Raw genomic sequence first — 16,964 nt, forward strand, 5'->3', positions numbered from 1 at the left:
CCGCTTCTGGCGAGGTTCGTGGAGGCCATCCGGGCATCAGTCGAGCGGTTGGGTCCAGGTGAATCGGTAGGGCTGGGCCAGTGCTGGGTCGTGGCACTGGCCGTTATCGGCGTCGGCCTGAACCAGGTACCAGTCTTCGTCGTCGCCATCGCCAATGCGTCGGGCCTTCTCGGGCTTGAAGCAGCGCGGCAACTCATCGGGACGGATCAGCGCGTAGCTGGAGGGGTTGTCACGCAGCCATTGCGCGGCTTTCTCCACCTGGCTGGGCGCGATCACGCCGAAATGCACCAGTGGCTGGCGGGCGTATAGCCAGTGCCCCTCGCGCCAGTGGGTGAGCATCAGCTCGGCGCCATGGGTGGCTTCGGCCACGTCCTGCATGAGGGTCTGGCGCGGGTTGACGCCTTCCCTGATGGGTTCGATGAAGCCACGGGCGAACCAGGCAAGGAACCAGAAGATGGCAAGGCCGATGAACAGTTTCCGCCCGCGAGGGCGCTGGGTAAACCAGCGGCGCAGCAACCAGGGCACCAGGGGCGCCATGGCCAGCACCAGGCCGGGAAGGGCAGGGTAGATGTAGAGTTTGCGCTTGCCGCTGCTGAGACTGAAGAACAGCAGCACCAGGACGACCCAGCCGAGCAGCACCAGGTAACGGCCGTCGCGCTTGGCCAGTTGGTGGCGCCATGCGGGCACCATCCACGGAAGGGCCAGCACCAGGGGCAGCCAATACTTCGGAATCACGTTGGTGAAGAAGAACCAGAAGGGCTCGCGGTGGTGCCAGGCGTTGGCGTAGCGCTGGGCGGTCTGGCGCAGGAGGATTTCATTGAGGTAGGCGCGACTGGCCTCGTCGCCGAACAGCATCACCTTGATCACCAGCGGCAGCAGCCAGGTGCCGATGGCGGCCAGCGCCACCAGCAGGCCGAGCAGCCAGGCGCGGCCTTCGCCGGGCATGCGCGCCACGCCGTTCCAGCCCCGGCGGGCGGCGAAGGCATAGGGAATGAGCATCAGCGCCGGCAGGAAGCCCACGCCCTTGCTGATAATGCCGAAGCCCATGGCCGCGCAGGCCAGGTAGAACCAGCCCCAGGCAGGGCCCAGCAACAGGTGGCGTGCCATGCCGTAAAGGCCCAGGGCGGTCCAGAGCAGGAGGAAGCCGTCGATCTGTCCGGCGCGCTGGATGCTGTAGGTCTGGTAGGTGGCGAGGAACAGCAGGCCTGCGATCAAGCCGACGCGGCGGTTCCACAGGCGGCGGCCGAGGTCGTGCAGGCACGCGGTGGTCACGATGCCGGCAAGCAGCGCAGGGAGGAACAGGGCGATGGTCGGTGACGTGCCCAATTTGACCAGCAGGGCGATGGCCCACATGAACAGCGGCGGCTTGTCCGGGTAGATCTCGCCCGCACGGTGGGGAATCAGCCAGTCGCCGCTCTGGAGCATTTCCAGGGCGACGCCGAGGAAGCGTTCCTCGTCCACGTTGGACGGATGACGCATGCCGAGGCCGGCGCTGATCATCGCCGCCGCGAGCAGCACCAGCAGTAGCAGCGAGATGCGTTGCGAGCGGATGAGGCGCATGGGCTCGGCAGCACTGTTCAGGACGGGGGAAAGTCGCCCCATGCTCAATGCTCCAGCTCGCGGGCGCTGGTGTTCAAGCGGGTGCGGCGAATCAGCCACCAGACGCCGAACAGGTCGAGGATGCCCACCAGCGCCCGGTCGAGGTTGCCGTACTTGGAAACGCCAGCGCCGCGCGGGCGGTGGTTGACCGGGTGGACCAGCATGCCGCCCTGATGGCGCTGGATCAGCGCGGGAATGAAGCGGTGCATGTGGTCGAAGTAGGGCAGGCGCAGAAAGGCGTCACGCTCGATCAGCTTGAGTCCGCAGCCCGTGTCCGGCGTGTTGTCCTTGAGCAGGCGCCCACGCAGCTTGTTGGCGAAGCGCGAAGCCCAGCGCTTGCTGGCGGTATCGCGACGATTCACCCGGTGGCCAGCGATCAGCTTGAGATTGATCGGTGCTTCCGGCGCACGGACGATGGCGAGCATGCCGGGGATGTCCGCCGGGTCGTTCTGCCCATCGCCATCCAGGGTCGCCAGCCAGGTGCCTTCGGCCACCTGGGCGGCATGGTAGATCGAGGTGCTCTGCCCCAGGGAGCGGTCGTGGCTGAGAATGCGCAACTGCGTGTACCCGGCCCGCTTCATGGCGAGCAGGTGCGCGGCGGTGTTATCCGTGCTGCCATCGTCGACCACGATCACTTCGAAGGACTCGCCGGAAAGCGCCTGGCGAACCTCTTCCAGGAGCGTGGGCAAATTCTCGGCTTCGTTCTTGGCCGGGATCAGTACGGACAGGTAGGGGGTATTCGACATGCGGGAGCCATTCCTTGAAGTGTTCATTCGGTGCAGTCCTGCCGTTCGCGGGCAATGGTGACTGTCTCCAACCCTGGCTGCAGGCAGTCGCGTGGCGTGGCGTGCCGATCCGGTGCCTGATCACGATTGCTCGGCCTCTCCGAGCGCCGCGTCGACCTTGTCGTCGATACCAAGCCCGTGGCGGTGACGGTGGTACAGCCAGGCCCCCAGCATTCCCGAAGCGAGGAACAGCACGGCGGCCATGCCGACTCTCAGGGTGGGCGCCACTGTGATGCCGCTGCCGACCAGGGCGAAGACCAGCGTCTGGGGCAGGAAGCCAATAAAGCTGGCGGCCAAAAATGGCGCCATGCGGGCGCTGGAAATTCCGGCGGCGAGGTTGGTCAGGATGTTGCTGCCCACCGGCAGCAGGCGGATCAGTAGCGTCATCGAGAACGGATGGGCGTGAATGAACCGGTCGAAGCGCGCAGCGCGTGTACCGAGCCGGTCGCGCAACAGGCTCTTGCCAAAGATACGCGCGTAGAGAAAGGTGGTCAGGCAACCGAGCAACGCCGCCAGTGCCCCCACCAGGGTGCCGGGTAGCAGGTCGAATGCGTAGCCGGCAAGGAACGCGATGATCTGCCGGGGCAGGCCGACGGCGGTGAACAGCGCACCCATGGCGAGGAACAGCAGGGTGCCCTGGAGGCCGTGACCGCGGATGTGCGCGTCGACCCAGGTTTCATTGATGGCGTTGCCCAGGTCGCTGCTGTCGAACAGGTAGCCGATCAGCGCCAGGCTGAGGATCAGCCCCAGGCCCTTGAGCATCACCCGCGAGGTCATCATGGGCGCGCTCCGGCCAGGTCCGGCTGGTGCCGGCTTGCGGATCGAGTTCTGGAGATGTGCCGACTGGCAGGGTTCATTTCCCATCTCTGATCAGGCTACGTAGAACGAACGGTACCAGTCGACGAAGTGTCCGACGCCTTCCTGCAACGTGGTAGCGGGACGAAACCCCGTGCGTTGTGCCAGTGCGCTCACGTCGGCCCAGGTCTGCGGAACGTCGCCGGGTTGCATCGGTTTCATCTGCTTGATGGCGCAGGTTGCGGTGGCGGATTCGATGCACTCGACGAAGTCCAGCAGCCGCACCGGGGCGCCCAGGCCGATGTTGAAAAGCCGGGCAGGGGCGTCCAGGCGGGCCTGTTCCGGTTCATCGGCGTAGGGCGGCGGGCAATCCTGGATGCGCACGATGCCTTCGACGACGTCGTCGATGTAGGTGAAATCCCGCGACATCTCGCCGTTGTTGTAGATGTCGATCGGGCTGCCTTCGAGGATCGCTTTGGTGAATTTGAACGGCGCCATGTCCGGGCGCCCCCAGGGGCCATACACGGTGAAGAAGCGCAGGCCGGTGGTCGGGAGCCGATACAGGTGGGCGTAGGTTCGGGCCATCAGCTCGTTGGCGCGCTTGGTCGCGGCGTAGAGCGAAATCGGGTTGTCCACGGGGTCTTCCACCGCGAAGGGCACCTTGCTGTTCGCTCCGTATACCGAACTGCTGGACGCGTAGACCAGGTGTTGTACGCGCCCCTGGCGACAGCCTTCGAGGACATTGACGAAGCCGCTCAGGTTGGAATCGGCGTAGACGTGGGGGTTGTCCAGCGAGTAGCGCACACCGGCTTGTGCCGCGAGATGAATGACGCGGTCGAAGCGGTGCTGTTGGAACAGCGTCTGCATCGCATCGCGGTCGGCGATGTCGAGTGTGATGAAGGTGAAGGTGCTGAACGCCCGCAGTTGCTCCAGGCGGGCGAGCTTGAGGTCGACGCTGTAGTAGTCGTTGAGGTTGTCGATGCCGACGACCTCATGCCCCGCCTGGCACAGGCGTCTGGCGGTATGGAAGCCAATGAATCCGGCGGCGCCGGTGACCAGGAGCTTCATGGCTGGGTCACTCCCACGGCGGCGCGGCCGATCGGGTAGTAGGCCAGGCCTTCGCGGGCGAGCTGTGCCGGCTCGAAGATGTTGCGGCCGTCGAAGACCACCCTGTCGCGCAGGCTCTGGCCGATCAGGCCGAAATCCGCCACCCGGAAGTTCAGCCACTCGGTGAGGACCACCAGCGCGTGGGCGTCCTCCAGGGCGGCTTCCTTGGACTCCGCCAGATGCAGGTCGCCGCGCTCGCCGTAGAGGCGCCGGGCTTCTTCCATGGCTTCCGGGTCGAAGGCCTTGACGCGTGCGCCAGCTGCCCAGAGGGCTTCCAGCAGGACCCGGCTGGGGGCTTCGCGCATGTCGTCGGTATTGGGTTTGAACGAAAGCCCCCAGAGCGCGAAGGTCTTGCCGCTGACGTCACCGTTGTAATGGCGGCTGATGTTCTCGAAGACCCTTTGCTTCTGCCGCTGGTTGATCGCCTCCACGGCTTCCAGCAACTGTGGCCGGTAGCCCAACTCGGTGGCGGTGCGCTGCAGGGCCTGGATGTCCTTGGGGAAGCAGGAGCCGCCATAGCCGCAACCGGCGTAGATGAAGTCGTAGCCGATGCGCGAGTCGGAGCCGATGCCCTTGCGCACCATTTCGATGTCGGCACCCAGGCGTTCGGCGAGGTTGGCCATCTCGTTGATGAAGGAAATCTTGGTGGCGAGCATGCTGTTGGCCGCGTACTTGGTCAGCTCGGCACTGCGGCTGTCCATGACGATGAGCTTTTCGTGATTGCGGCTGAAGGGTTTGTAGAGCTCGCGGAACAGGTCCAGATCGCGCCCGTCGTCCAGGCCGATGATGATGCGCTCCGGGCGCATGCAGTCCTCGACTGCCGAGCCTTCCTTCAGAAACTCGGGGTTGGACACCACCTGCATGTCGAGCGTCCGGCCCTGGATCGCCAGCGCCTCGTCCAGTCGAGCCTTGAGGCGTTGCGCGGTGCCCACGGGGGAGGTGGACTTGTTGATCACCACCTTGGCCTCGTCGGCGTGTTCGGCGATGGCATCGGCCACGGCGAAAACGTACTGCAGGTCTGCGCTGCCGTCCTCGTCGGGCGGGGTGCCAACCGCGATGAAGATCACCGCGGCAAAGGCGACGCCCTCGGCGGCATGCGTGGTGAAACTCAGGCGGCCGGCGGCGAGGTTGCCTTGCAGCAGCGCCTCCAGGCCGGGCTCATAGAGGGGCGAGCGGCCCTTGTTGAGTTCGCTGACACGTTGCTGGTCGATATCGACGCAGCAGACCGAGTGGCCAACCTCTGCCAGGCACGCAGCCTGGGTCAGACCAACGTAGCCGGTTCCGAAAATGGTGATCTTCATTCAGCGCCTTTGTTGTTTTCCTTTGAACGCCTGGCGTCCGGGCGATAACGCCGATGCAGACCCCTCCCGGCCTGATCGACTCCCGAACGAGGACTCAACCTAACGATACAAATGTGAAAATTGCGTGATTTTGTTTCAAAGAAGTGGGGGCCACAGTCAAGTTGTCTCTCGCTGCCGGGGGAGCGGCTTCCGGTTTTATCGTGGATCAGGGCTGGGAGGGCGCCGTTGCAGTTCCAGTACGCGGTTGCGCCCCTGTTCGGCGACCAGGTAACGGCCCGGGGAGACTTCGACAATGGTCTGCGGCGAGCGCAGGTGGGATAGCACGGTGCTCAGGTTGCCCTGGTTGTTCAGCAGCAGGACGCGTGCCAGGTGAGTAGCATCTTCAGTGATCCAGAGGCCTTCGCGGTTGCACAGCAGGAAACCCGGCTCGCGGAGGTTGTCCAGCACGATCGGGTCCTGGCTGTCCGGGCGCAGCTGGCGGACATGGCCGCGCACCTTCTCGGTGTAGAACAGGCGGCCATCGGGGCAGGAAGCGACCCCTTCGGCTTCGTCCAGGCCGCTGCGCAGGGTGGTGACGCTGTCGCTCTCGGGGTCGTAGCGCAGCAGGCGCCCGTTGCCGTGCAGGTCTTCGACGGCATAGAGGTAGTGGCCATCGGTGGTCAGGCCCTCGACGCTGTCGGCAGTGAACAGTTGCCGGGTGCCCTGGTCGTTCATCCAGAACACCGGGTGCTCGCCCTGTTCCTGGCTGAACGCCACGCCACCCCGGTAACGCACCATGCCGTCGGGCTTGGAGAGGCCGCTTTCCACCACGCTGTCGCGGCTGTTCGGGGTGGTGCGGAGGAGCCGGCCCTTGCCGTCCTGGATTTCCTGGCTCACGTAGAGGCCACCCTGTCCGTCCGGAACCAGGGCACTGACACGCTCGATGGCGTCCAGGTAAATGCGGTAGCTCCAACCCGGCTCGGCTGTGACGGGATAGAGGTGGCGCCACGCCGGAATGCCAGCCCCCAGCAGCAGTGCCAGGGCGAAGGTCGCCAGCAGCCAGCGTGCCGCATGCCGGTCGAGCAGCAGCATCAGTGGCTGCAGGCCGGGGCGTGGCCGTCGACTGATGCGGCGGCGGGGGGCTGGGACGGTTTCAGTGGCCATGTCAGGCTCCTGCGCTCGGAGCGCCATGGGAGGTGCCCAGCGAGAGGCGGGGCGAATAGCGGGTTGGCAGCGTGCGGGGCATGGATACCAACTCTGTGCTTTGCGGGAGCCGGCAATCTAAGGGGTGGGCTGTAGTCGCCAGGTCAAAAGGCTGTGAAAAAAACGTCAACGGCCGTCGACGAGGATGACCGAGAAGCAACTGCCCGATTCGCCGCTGGACTCCACGCGAACCTCCCAACCCTGCTGCTGGCAGATGCGCCTGACCAGCGACAGCCCCAGGCCCAGACCTTCGCCACGGGCCTGCTGGCCCCGCACGAAACTGTGGAAAATCAGCTCCTGCTCTTCCTCGGGAATGCCCAGGCCGCTGTCCTCGACGCGAAACCCGTCCACGCCGAGGATCAGCCTCACGGCGCCCTGCTCAGTGTAGTGCAGGGCATTGCGCAGCAAGTTCGACATGACCGTGCGCAGCTGTGGTGCCGCATAGCGCTCCGCGTCCGCACCTTCATCCAGCAGCGCAAAGGCCAGCCCCTTGGCCTGGAACTGCGGCGACCACTGGCGGTACTGCTCGGCGGCCAGGTCGCCCAGGTCCACCTTGTCGGCAAGGCTGCCGTCCGGCTGGCCGGCCCGGGCCAGTTGCAGAAAGGTCTGCACCAGATCATGCATCTCGGCGCTGGCCCGAGCGATTCTCGCCACCTGGGCGCGCTCCATGGCGCCCAGGTGCGGGGCGTCATGCAACAGCTCGCACGAGCTGGCGATCACCATCAGCGGGGTGCGCAGTTCGTGGCTCACGTCGCTGGTGAACAGGCGCTCGCGCTCCAGGGAATGGCGCAATTGGCCGAGTGTTTCGTCGAAGGCATCGGCCAGATGGCCGATTTCGTCGTCGGGATAGTCAGGTGCCAGCCGGGGTGCCATTGGCAGCAACTGGTCACGGTGCCTGACCTGCTGCGCGAGGCGCCGGACCGGTGCCATGACTCGTCGTGCCAGGAGTCGGCCAAGGCCCCAGGCACCCACCACGCTGAGCAGGAACCCCGCCAGGACTACGTCGAACAACGCCCGTTCGCGGGCCTCGAATTCGTGCTGCTCTTCCACCATCACATCGTCATGGCCGCCGTGGCTGCGCTTGAAAACGTAATAGGCTTCATCGCCGTCCAGCACTTCGGAGAAGCCCTCCGGCAGGCCGCTGAAGCGCAGTGGCAGGTTGCCGTGACCCGCATGGGTACTGAAGAAGCGTGTGTTGGCATCGATCCGTGCCGGCTGGTCGTGTTTGAGCTCTTCGTTGATGGCGAATTCCAGTTCGCGGCCAAGTTCTTCCGAAACCAGGTGCTCCTCGATGAAATGCACGATGCCGACGATACCGAGCGAGAAGGTGCCGCTGACAATGAAGGTCATGAGCACGAAGGCCGCGATGATCCGCCGCTCCAGCGGCTGCTTGTTCGGCATGACTTCAGCCTAGCGCTGGACCAGGGCGGCGCTGTCGGCGCGGCAGGAGGCAAACAGGTCCAGGCCGGCCTTGTACTCCTGGGTCTGCACTTGCAGCAGGCCCAGCACCGAATGGAAGAAGTTGTCCTGGCTCAGGGGCTTGTCGCGTTCCTTGTCCAGGCAGCGGGTGTCCAGGGCGAAGTCCTGCCGGTAGCTGTCGGAGAACCAGCCGAGCATGGCCACGTGTTTCTGCTGGTCGGGTGCCATGACGTAGGGCGTGCCATGCAGGTAGAGGTTGTACTCGCCCAGGGACTCGCCGTGGTCGGCGATGTAGAGCATGGCGGTGTCGACCTTGTCCTGGTTCTGGCGCAGCAGGTCGATCAGGCTCGACAGCACGTAGTCGGTGTAGACCAGGGTGTTGTCGTAGGCGTTGACGATGCTTTCCTGGCTGCAGTCGTTCAGGGCGTTGCTGTTGCACACCGGGGTGAATTTCTCGAAGCGCTTGGGGTAGCGCTTGGCGTAGTCCGGGCCGTGGCTGCCCATCTGGTGCAGGACCAGCACGGCGTCGTCCTTGAGCTGGTCGATGTAGCCCTGGAGGTCCTTCAGCAGGATCTCGTCGTGGCACTCGCCGCCACTGCACAGGACAGGGTCTTTCCCGTGGCTGAGGTTTTCCTGGGCAACCCGGTCGCAGGTGCCCTTGCAACCGGACTGGTTGTCGCGCCAGTTCACCGCCAGGCCGGCGTGCTTGAGTACGTCGAGCAGGCCTTCCTGGCTGCGGGCCTCGGCAGCGTCGTAGTCGGCGCGGCCCATGTTGGAGAACATGCAGGGCACGGAAACGGCGGTTTCGGTACCGCACGAACGCACATTGCTGAAGGCGGTGACGCCTGCCTGTGCGCTCAGCCGCGGGGTGGTGTCGCGGTCGTAGCCGAGGATGCCGAAGTTCTCCGCGCGGGCGCTTTCACCGATCACCAGCACGGTCAGCGATTTGCGCTGGTGAGCCTGCCAGGCCGGAGCCTTGCGGGCATCGGTGCCGATCTGGCGCAGCGGCTCGTTGGCCACGGCCAACTGTTCGCGCATGTAGCCGTAGGAAGCGTTTAGATAGTTGCTGGGAACAACCAGCAAGCGCAGTTCATGGTGATTGCGAAACAACGAGGCCAGCCCCTGGTAGTTGGCCAGGGCCACCACGCCCAGTACGGCCACCGAGCCGATGGCGAGCAGCAGCTTGCCGAGCAGCTCGCGGCGCAGGGGCTGGTGACGAACCGGCAGCTTCCACAGCAGCCAGCTGGGCAGTACGCCCAGCAGCAGCACGAACAGCACCAGCTTGAAGGACAGCAGGTCGCGGACTTCGTTGACGTCGGTTTCCGCGACGTTGCGCAGCATGTTGGCGTCGATCAGCACGCCGTACTGGCTCATGAAGTAGGCGACGCCGGAGCTAGCCAGGAACAGGAAGATCAGCACCGGCTTGAACACCCAGCGGAACGACACTAGGGCCAGGACGAAGTTGAAGACGGCCAGCACCATGACGGCGAACGCCAGGCGCATGCCAAGCCCGTCGGCATCCGCCGGGACGATGGAGAAGATGTGTTTCCAGAGCGGGAAGTTGTAGAGCGAGAGGAGCAGGAGGCTGGCCAGGAAGGTCAGGCTTTCGGGACGTACAGAAATGCGTTTGAACATGGGCCGCTCGCTATGGGACGTCGTGTCCCGCATGGATACGGCGCGGAGAATAGGAACGGCGGAATCAAAACTTCGTGAAAAAAACCTCGGGAAAATGTTGGGCTTGTGAAAGGGATGTCGGGCCAAGGGCACGGGCCCCAGTCCAACCTGCGGGATGGCTGCCTGGTTGTGGGAGGGAATTCATTTGAACTTGGGAAACCACGTCCTGCGGACGTGGTCATGAGTCACCAGCTCTACCTGTGACGATTTGAGTCAGCGAACCAGCAGGATGCTGCCAGTCCCGTAGGGTGCGCCGCGCGCACCGGGAGATAGGCTCGGAGTCGCCAGCATCGCCGCGGTGCGCATGGCGCACCCTACTGTTGGGCACGGTGGTGGAGATCAGCTGGGTGCTGCGTGTGAGGATGGCCCCCTTATAGGGGGCAAACACAAGTCCACGTTCTACGAACGTGGATCTTTACTCGAGAATGAATCCGCTCCCACAAAAACCTCCCACAAATCCCTGTGCCGGGGCTTTACTGGGCGGCGACTTCCGGCAGCACGGGAACGTGTTCCAGTTGCAGGCGTTCGCTGCTCCACGCACGGACCTGGTTGGTCAGCTCCAGGTCGTTGTTCAGCTTGTGACCGTAGGAGGGAATGATTTCCTTCAGGCGAGCTTGCCATTCCGGGGTCTGGACCTTGTCCTTGAAGGTCTTCTCCAGCACGGTGAGCATGATCGGGGCGGCGGTGGAGGCGCCCGGCGAGGCGCCCAGCAGGGCGGCGATGCTGCCGTCGGCGGAGCTGACGACTTCGGTACCGAACTGCAGGATGCCGCCTTTATCGGCGTCCTTCTTGATCACCTGGACGCGCTGGCCGGCGGTCAGCAGTTCCCAGTCCTCGTCCTTCGCGTTCGGGAAATACTCGCGCAGCTCGTGCATGCGGTCAGCCTGGCTGAGCATCAGTTGGCCCATGAGGTAGGTGCTCAGCGGGAGGTTGTCCAGGCCGGCGTTGGTCATGGGGCCGATGTTGTCGGTGGTCAGGGCGCTGAACATGTCCAGCAGCGAGCCGTTCTTCAGGAACTTGGTGGAGAAGGTGGCGAAGGGCCCGAACAGCAGGACTTTCTGGCCATCGATCACACGGGTGTCCAGGTGTGGCACGGACATGGGCGGCGAGCCTACCGACGCCTTGCCGTAGAGCTTGGCCTGGTGCTGGGCGACCACCTCAGGGTTGCGGGTGACGAGGAACTGGCCGCCTACCGGGAAGCCTGCATAGCCTTCGGCTTCCGGAATGCCGGACTTTTGCAGCAGCTTGAGGGCACCACCGCCGGCACCGATGAAGACGAACTTCGCCTTGACGCTGGTTTCCGCCTCGTTGTTGCCGAGGTTGGCGACAACCACCGTCCAGGTGCCGTCATCGTTGCGCTTGATGTCGCGCACTTCGTGCTTGAGGTTCAGCGAAACCTTGTCGCTGCGGGTCAGGGAGCCGATGAGCTGCCGGGTGATTTCGCCGAAGTTCACATCGGTGCCGATGGCCATGCGGGTGGCGGCGACCTTCTGGTCTGCCGGGCGGCCTTCCATCGCCAGCGGCACCCACTGCTTGATCTGGTCGAAGTCCTCGGAGTACTCCATGCCACGGAACAGCGAGCTGTGCTGCAGGGCGGCGTGGCGCTTCTTGAGGAAGGCGATGTTGTCATCGCCCCAGACGAAGCTCATGTGCGGCACGCCGTTGATGAAGGACTTCGGGTTGCTCAGCACATTGCGCTCGACCTGATAGGCCCAGAACTGCTTGGAAATCTCGAAGGACTCGTTGATCGCCACGGCCTTGCTGATGTCGATGCCGCCGTCGGCGGTTTCCGGGGTGTAGTTCAACTCGCAGAAGGCGGAGTGGCCGGTGCCGGCGTTGTTCCAGGGGTTGGAGCTCTCTGCGGCGACCTGGTCCAGGCGCTCGTAGATGTCGATGGTCCAGCCCGGCTCCAATTCGTGAAGGTAAGTGCCGAGGCTGGCACTCATGATGCCGGCTCCGATCAGCAGCACATCGACCGACTTCTCCGCCTCCGGTTGCTTGGCACAGCCGAGCACCGTGAGGCAAAGGAGTCCTAGGAGGAGTTTTTTCATGGGACCTTCCCTTTGCTATTTCTCGAAAAGGGCGGTGGGAGAGCAAAGGGCGTGCCGGAATCGGGAAAATGCCGTGAAACGATTCACTCTGCGGGAATCAGGGGCTCCAGAAGGTGGAGTGGGTGGCGGGAATCCGCCCGGCTCGGACTGTTCCCGGAGCGGAGGAGGGCGGATTCCCGCCACAGCATCCGGAGTGCCCTTAGCGTGATTCCCCTCGAACGATCCGGAAGCGACAAACCTGGCCATGACGCAGCATGCATTCGAGGTGTTCCACCTCGCCGCCGCCGAGGGCGCCGATCAGCGCCAGGTCCAGCTCGCAGACCTCCGGATGGGCCGCTGCCAGGTGATGGAACACGCAGTTGTGGGCGACGATTTCCGGCTCGCCGGAGGAACGCAGGATGATTTCGGCCTCGTATCCGGCCTGGTTCATGTGCTGGGCGATGCGCGTCTCGTTAACGCTCTGCTGCTCCATTTCGGCGGCCAGCCGACGCCCCAGGCCGCGCATCAGTTGCACCAGCGCGTCATGGCCGATGAGACTGGCCACTTCGCCGATCAGCAGGTCGGCCAACAACTGGTACTGCCGTGGAAACAGCTCCCGGCCGCGCGGGCTGAGCTGATAAAGCTGCTCGGGGCGGCGGCCGGTGGGTCGCGTTTCGCCCCGCAGAATCAGCCCGTCGCGCTCCAGTGCGGCCAGGTGCTGGCGGATCGCCGTGCGGGTCACCGCCAGGTGGTTGACCAGTTCGTCGATGCTCATGCCGCCCGGCTGGTAGAGCAGGGCGCCGAGCAGGTCTTGTTGGGTGCGTCCCATTCCTTGAAGCATTCGGCTACCTCGGCTGGCCGGTGTCAGAACTTCTCGGGGAATTGCTTGACCAGCGCTGCGGACAAGGTGTCCGCCAGCACCAGCATATGCTCGCGCATGGCGCTCCAGGTGCTGGCTTCGCCGGTATAGTCGCCGGCGCGCAACTGGTCGATCTGTGCCACGTGGTGACCGCCGTGGGCGCCGAGCATTGTCACCAGGGCGCTCTCGGGCAGGTTGGGGTTGGCACCGGCGAGGAACTTGGCAATGGCCTTGGCGTTGCCGGTCAGCTCAGCCACGGCGGCCTTCTTGCCGGCGGCATCCTTGGCCACGGTTGCGTCGCTGTAGTGCTTCACAGCGTCCCAGTGGCCGGCCAGGAGTTTCAGCAACTGGTCCGCCGCTGGCTGACCGTAGAGCGGGGCGATGCTGTTGGCGATGGCCTTGGCATTGGTCACCACCTGGGCCGCGGCCGCTTCGGCCTGTTTGTGCTGGCCTTGCTGGTTGGCGATGGCAAAGTTCCTGACCCAGAAAACGTGCTCGACCCAGAGGTCGCGCAGGGCCAGGCGCGTGGTCAGCGCGGCGTTGTCGCTGCTGGCGGTGGCCGTTTCCTGCGCGGCCAGGCTCCACGTGGGTTGGACGAGCACTACAAGCAGCAGTAAAGCCAGCGTTCTGAGTTTCATGACGGGGCCCTCGCGTTGTGGATTATTCTACAAAATCAATTAAAGCATAAAAAAATGCCATTATTGGTTTTGTCGGAAAATCCGCCAAACGGCAGCCCTCAGGATTTCTTGTGCAGCCAGCTGAGAAAACCGCCTTTCCTGATCGCCTGCGGCTTCTGCAGCAACAGGTTGCGGCTGGCCTGCTCGCGGAAGGTGCGCAAACGGGTGATGGCGGCACGCACCTCGACGCGTGCATCCAGGCAGGTGCGGATGGCGTCCCGTTCTATGCGGTAGAGCACGCAGGACGTCAGTGCGGTGAACCGGGCCTGGGACGGCGCGTCATTCGCAATACCTTCCTCGCCGAGGATTTCTCCCGGTCCCATGCGTCCGGCTTCGATCATGTTGGCGCCGTCGGGTACCGCTGCGGAAACGACCCCCGTGCCTATCACCAGCAGGCCATCCGCGACCTCACCCAGGCCCAGTATCTCCTGGCCGGCGGAAAAGGCGAGGGGCGCCATGACCTGGCTGAGCGTGTCCTTCTCTTCGCTGCTGAGTGCCCGGAAGATCTTCACATCCTCCAGCAGCAGGCGAGGGCGGGACCACGGCTGCGGCGGGGTTTCGCTGCTGAAGGCGATACCGGCCGCTTCCAGGTGACGGTGAGCCAGGTCGAACATCAGGTTGCGGACTTCAGTCTTGTTCTGGCCGGTGCGGATGAAGCCACTGGCCTCGTACTCCATGGATTCCAGGTCCGATTCCTTGATGGCGACCTTGGGCTTGGGGTCGGCCAGCAGGGCGCTGATGCCCTGTAGCGTCTTTTCCAGCGCGTCCAGCACCCGGCGAGGGCGTACCTGGGTCGATACCCGGAGGCTGATGGAAACGTTGGTCAGCTCGTAGGGGCGGCTGAAATTGTGCACCTTGGTCTTGGCCGCCACCGAGTTGGGGATCACCACAGTGCTGCCTTTTCCGGTGAGCAGGTGGGTGGCGCGCCAGTCGATTTCCACCACCTTGCCTTCGGTGCCGTCGATGGAAATCCAGTCATCCAGCTGGTAGGGCTTGGTGGTGTTGAGGACGATGCCGGAAAACACGTCGCTCAGGGTGCTCTGCAAGGCCAGGCCGATGACGATGGCCATGACCCCGGAGGTGGCCAGCAGGCCCTTTACCGGTAGCTGCATCACATAGGCCGCCGCGGCGACCACTGCCACCAGGAAGATCACCGCACCCAGCACGTCCTGGAGCAACCGCCCGGCATGGCCGATACGCGGCATCAGCAGGCCCAGCACCACGGTGAGGGTGCGGGCGCAGTAAAGCCACCAGACGATTTCCAGGGCGGTGGCCACCAGGTTGAGGGTGCTGCCCGGCCAAGGCGGCGGCTGCAGTGGGTTCAGTCCGGCATCGATGATCAGGGTACTGAACAGCAGGAAGCACAGGACACGGCCCAGCACCCGCCAGGTTCGCAGTTCGCTGGGAATGATGCGCCAGGCCAGCAGGTCCATCAGCAACAGGGCGACGCCGAAAATCAGCGGGTGATTCTGGATGAGCGCGAGCATGAGTTCCGTTCCGCGATTGAGCCTGCGCCACGTTAGCAGAGCCCGGGGCTGTCCTGATATGGGACCGGCGGGCAGCCCCCGGCACAGCTGATTGGCAGCCCTGTGGGCTGCTTGGCGAATGATTTCGCCCCACAGTTCGGGTGGGCCACGCTTCATCGGTCCAGCAATCGTGCGCCGGATGGGCTCCGAACGGTGGAAATGAAGAGCGATTTCCACCCTACGATGCTGGACCAGGCCGCTCGCCGGGCATTCTGCTGAGGGTGGGCCGGGCGGCGTTCCGCTTCAGCCCACTCGACAAAACCGCTTCAGTCCCGTTTTGGAATCCCCAATCCACGCACCACCGCCGGGCGCGTGAGGAAGGCATCGAGCACGCGCTTCACGTTGGCGAAACGTTCGAACTGCACCAGCTCGCTTGCTTCGTAGAAACCGATCAGGTTGCGCACCCAGGGGAAGATCGCGATGTCGGCGATGCTGTACTGCTCGCCCATGATCCAGTCGCGGCCTTCCAGGCGCTGGTCCAGTACCGTCAGCAGGCGTGCCGATTCCTGCACGTAGCGGTCGAGGGGGCGCTTGTCCTCGTAGTCCTTGCCGGCGAATTTGTTGAAGAAACCGATCTGGCCGAACATCGGGCCTATCCCGCCCATCTGGAACATCAGCCACTGGATGCATTCGTAGCGGCCAGCGGCGTCCTGCGGGATCAGCTGGCCGGTCTTGTCGGCCAGGTAGATGAGGATGGCACCGGATTCGAACAGCGGCAGCGGGCGGCCGTCCGGGCCATTGGGGTCGATGATGGCGGGGATCTTGTTGTTCGGATTGAGGGAGAGGAACTCCGGCGACATCTGGTCGTTGCGCTCGAAACTCACCAGATGCGGTTCGTAGGGCAGGCCGGTTTCCTCCAGCATGATGGAGACCTTGACGCCGTTGGGCGTTGGCAGGGAGTAAAGCTGCAGGCGGTCCGGCTGGGTTGCGGGCCACTTGCGGGTAATGGGGAAAGCCGACAGATCACTCATGGGGACGTCCTGTTCGAGATGGCGGGGCGGATGGGCAACCTTACCCGCCCGTGGGCGGGATGCGAAAGGCTCTGTCTGTGAAAGCTTGCCGACAGCCTGGGCCGCTATTCTGCTGCCGCCCGCCGACACAATCGCCGGGCATTCTCTCCCTTCTCGTGCGGTTCCGGCGGCGGTCGCGGCCACAAGCCAGCGGCCGGCCGCCTGTGAGAGATCAGTCGCGATCCGGTGCCCCCAGCGGAAACAGCGGCCGATAGGGTCGCGCTTCGTCCACCGCGCGGGCGAACGAGGGGCGGGCCAGCAAGCGTTGCCGATAGGCCCGGACGTTGCCGAACGACACGGCGATAGGGTGTACCCAGTCGGCATTGAACAGCGACGGTGCCGCCGCGCAATCCGCACCCAAGGCATTACGCTGCTCAGCCGGGCGCAGGCTGTCCAGCACCGGTTTCTGCATCGGCGTCATCACATACAGGTCGAAGAAGCGATCCAGCATCCGCACCTCAAGTGCGGCCTGCGGTTCCTCGGGGATCAGGTTCACCGGCCCGGCATGATGGGGATCAATCGTCGCGCGTCAGGACTTCCAGCAATTCGATTTCGAACAACAGGTTGGAGTTGGGCTGGATATGGGCGCCAACCTGGCGTTCGCCGTAGGCCAGGTGCGCTGGGACGTAGAGCTTGCGCTTGCCGCCCACCTTCATGCCCATCAGGCCGATGTCCCAGCCCTTGATGACGCGACCGGTGCCGATCACGCACTGGAAGGGTTTGCCGCGACTGTAGGACGAGTCGAACTCGGTGCCGTCTTCCAGGGTGCCGCGGTACTGGGTGGTGATCAGGGCGCCCTTGACCACTTCCTTGCCGTCGCCCAGCTGGATATCGGTTATCTGCAGTTCGTCACTCATGGGTGTGCTCCTCGGTCCGTTGGCCGGTGCTGGCCATTTGCGGGCAGCCTTTTCGCAGGAATCAGGCGTTCTGGCAACTGCGGTGCTGGCAGCCGGGAACTTGTTTTGCGATGCCGGGAAAGCCATTGCAGGCATGTTTCCGC

Annotated in this window: 15 protein-coding genes; all 15 read right to left on the minus strand. The window is 64.3% G+C overall.

From position 1 onward, the window contains the following. Positions 1-36 precede the first annotated feature (36 nt). The 15 genes from THL1_RS11940 to THL1_RS12010 all read right to left on the minus strand — a co-directional run bounded on the left by THL1_RS11940 (position 37) and on the right by THL1_RS12010 (position 16,821). Positions 37-1,560, minus strand: coding sequence for an ArnT family glycosyltransferase (locus tag THL1_RS11940; protein ID WP_069086494.1), 1,524 nt, complete (start codon positions 1,558-1,560; stop codon positions 37-39). 44 nt (positions 1,561-1,604) lie between these two features. Beyond that, positions 1,605-2,345, minus strand: coding sequence for a glycosyltransferase family 2 protein (locus THL1_RS11945; protein ID WP_069083467.1), 741 nt, complete (start codon positions 2,343-2,345; stop codon positions 1,605-1,607). A 120-nt stretch (positions 2,346-2,465) separates the two neighbouring features. Further along, on the minus strand, positions 2,466-3,164 hold the full coding sequence (locus THL1_RS11950; RefSeq protein WP_237234793.1) for a TVP38/TMEM64 family protein: 699 nt from the start codon (positions 3,162-3,164) through the stop codon (positions 2,466-2,468). Positions 3,165-3,254: 90 nt separating this feature from the next. Next, positions 3,255-4,247 (minus strand): NAD-dependent epimerase, encoded by a 993-nt coding sequence (locus THL1_RS11955; protein WP_069083468.1) that lies wholly within the window; start codon positions 4,245-4,247, stop codon positions 3,255-3,257. Beyond that, positions 4,244-5,587 (minus strand): UDP-glucose dehydrogenase family protein, encoded by a 1,344-nt coding sequence (locus tag THL1_RS11960; RefSeq protein ID WP_069083469.1) that lies wholly within the window; start codon positions 5,585-5,587, stop codon positions 4,244-4,246. Before THL1_RS11960 ends, THL1_RS11955 begins: the two co-directional genes overlap by 4 nt. A gap of 195 nt (positions 5,588-5,782) precedes the next feature. Then, entirely contained in the window at positions 5,783-6,730 is a 948-nt protein-coding gene (locus THL1_RS11965; protein WP_069083470.1) for a hypothetical protein, read from the minus strand. Between the two features lie 165 nt (positions 6,731-6,895). Next, positions 6,896-8,170: a sensor histidine kinase gene (locus tag THL1_RS11970; protein ID WP_069083471.1), complete on the minus strand. Its 1,275-nt coding sequence runs from the start codon at positions 8,168-8,170 to the stop codon at positions 6,896-6,898. Between the two features lie 9 nt (positions 8,171-8,179). Continuing rightward, complete coding sequence (locus THL1_RS11975) at positions 8,180-9,823, minus strand: phosphoethanolamine transferase (RefSeq protein WP_069083472.1); 1,644 nt, start codon at positions 9,821-9,823, stop codon at positions 8,180-8,182. A gap of 512 nt (positions 9,824-10,335) precedes the next feature. Further along, the gene (locus tag THL1_RS11980; protein ID WP_069083473.1) at positions 10,336-11,913 is read right to left on the minus strand and encodes a malate:quinone oxidoreductase; all 1,578 of its coding nucleotides are present in this window, start codon (positions 11,911-11,913) and stop codon (positions 10,336-10,338) included. A gap of 199 nt (positions 11,914-12,112) precedes the next feature. Then, a complete protein-coding gene (locus THL1_RS11985; protein ID WP_069083474.1) occupies positions 12,113-12,733 on the minus strand; it encodes a helix-turn-helix transcriptional regulator in 621 nt (206 codons plus the stop codon). Positions 12,734-12,756: 23 nt separating this feature from the next. Beyond that, entirely contained in the window at positions 12,757-13,389 is a 633-nt protein-coding gene (locus THL1_RS11990) for a hypothetical protein (RefSeq protein ID WP_069083475.1), read from the minus strand. Between the two features lie 98 nt (positions 13,390-13,487). After that, positions 13,488-14,915 (minus strand): mechanosensitive ion channel family protein, encoded by a 1,428-nt coding sequence (locus tag THL1_RS11995; protein WP_069083476.1) that lies wholly within the window; start codon positions 14,913-14,915, stop codon positions 13,488-13,490. 305 nt (positions 14,916-15,220) lie between these two features. Further along, positions 15,221-15,925, minus strand: a complete 705-nt coding sequence (locus THL1_RS12000; RefSeq protein ID WP_069083477.1) for a glutathione S-transferase N-terminal domain-containing protein — start codon at positions 15,923-15,925, stop codon at positions 15,221-15,223. 211 nt (positions 15,926-16,136) lie between these two features. After that, positions 16,137-16,460, minus strand: coding sequence for a hypothetical protein (locus THL1_RS12005; RefSeq protein WP_237234794.1), 324 nt, complete (start codon positions 16,458-16,460; stop codon positions 16,137-16,139). Between the two features lie 19 nt (positions 16,461-16,479). Beyond that, the gene (locus THL1_RS12010; RefSeq protein ID WP_069083479.1) at positions 16,480-16,821 is read right to left on the minus strand and encodes an FKBP-type peptidyl-prolyl cis-trans isomerase; all 342 of its coding nucleotides are present in this window, start codon (positions 16,819-16,821) and stop codon (positions 16,480-16,482) included. Positions 16,822-16,964 lie beyond the last annotated feature (143 nt).

Source organism: Pseudomonas sp. TCU-HL1 (assembly GCF_001708505.1).
GTDB lineage: Bacteria > Pseudomonadota > Gammaproteobacteria > Pseudomonadales > Pseudomonadaceae > Metapseudomonas.

Coding starts and splice junctions, on each gene's coding strand:
- THL1_RS11940 (WP_069086494.1), bottom strand. CDS start 1,560: ATGCGCCTCATCCGCTCGCAACGCATCTCGCTGCTACTGCTGGTGCTG.
- THL1_RS11945 (WP_069083467.1), bottom strand. CDS start 2,345: ATGTCGAATACCCCCTACCTGTCCGTACTGATCCCGGCCAAGAACGAA.
- THL1_RS11990 (WP_069083475.1), bottom strand. CDS start 13,389: ATGAAACTCAGAACGCTGGCTTTACTGCTGCTTGTAGTGCTCGTCCAA.
- THL1_RS11955 (WP_069083468.1), bottom strand. CDS start 4,247: ATGAAGCTCCTGGTCACCGGCGCCGCCGGATTCATTGGCTTCCATACC.
- THL1_RS11985 (WP_069083474.1), bottom strand. CDS start 12,733: ATGCTTCAAGGAATGGGACGCACCCAACAAGACCTGCTCGGCGCCCTG.
- THL1_RS12000 (WP_069083477.1), bottom strand. CDS start 15,925: ATGAGTGATCTGTCGGCTTTCCCCATTACCCGCAAGTGGCCCGCAACC.
- THL1_RS11995 (WP_069083476.1), bottom strand. CDS start 14,915: ATGCTCGCGCTCATCCAGAATCACCCGCTGATTTTCGGCGTCGCCCTG.
- THL1_RS12010 (WP_069083479.1), bottom strand. CDS start 16,821: ATGAGTGACGAACTGCAGATAACCGATATCCAGCTGGGCGACGGCAAG.
- THL1_RS11965 (WP_069083470.1), bottom strand. CDS start 6,730: ATGGCCACTGAAACCGTCCCAGCCCCCCGCCGCCGCATCAGTCGACGG.
- THL1_RS11970 (WP_069083471.1), bottom strand. CDS start 8,170: ATGCCGAACAAGCAGCCGCTGGAGCGGCGGATCATCGCGGCCTTCGTG.
- THL1_RS11975 (WP_069083472.1), bottom strand. CDS start 9,823: ATGTTCAAACGCATTTCTGTACGTCCCGAAAGCCTGACCTTCCTGGCC.
- THL1_RS11980 (WP_069083473.1), bottom strand. CDS start 11,913: ATGAAAAAACTCCTCCTAGGACTCCTTTGCCTCACGGTGCTCGGCTGT.
- THL1_RS11960 (WP_069083469.1), bottom strand. CDS start 5,587: ATGAAGATCACCATTTTCGGAACCGGCTACGTTGGTCTGACCCAGGCT.
- THL1_RS11950 (WP_237234793.1), bottom strand. CDS start 3,164: ATGATGACCTCGCGGGTGATGCTCAAGGGCCTGGGGCTGATCCTCAGC.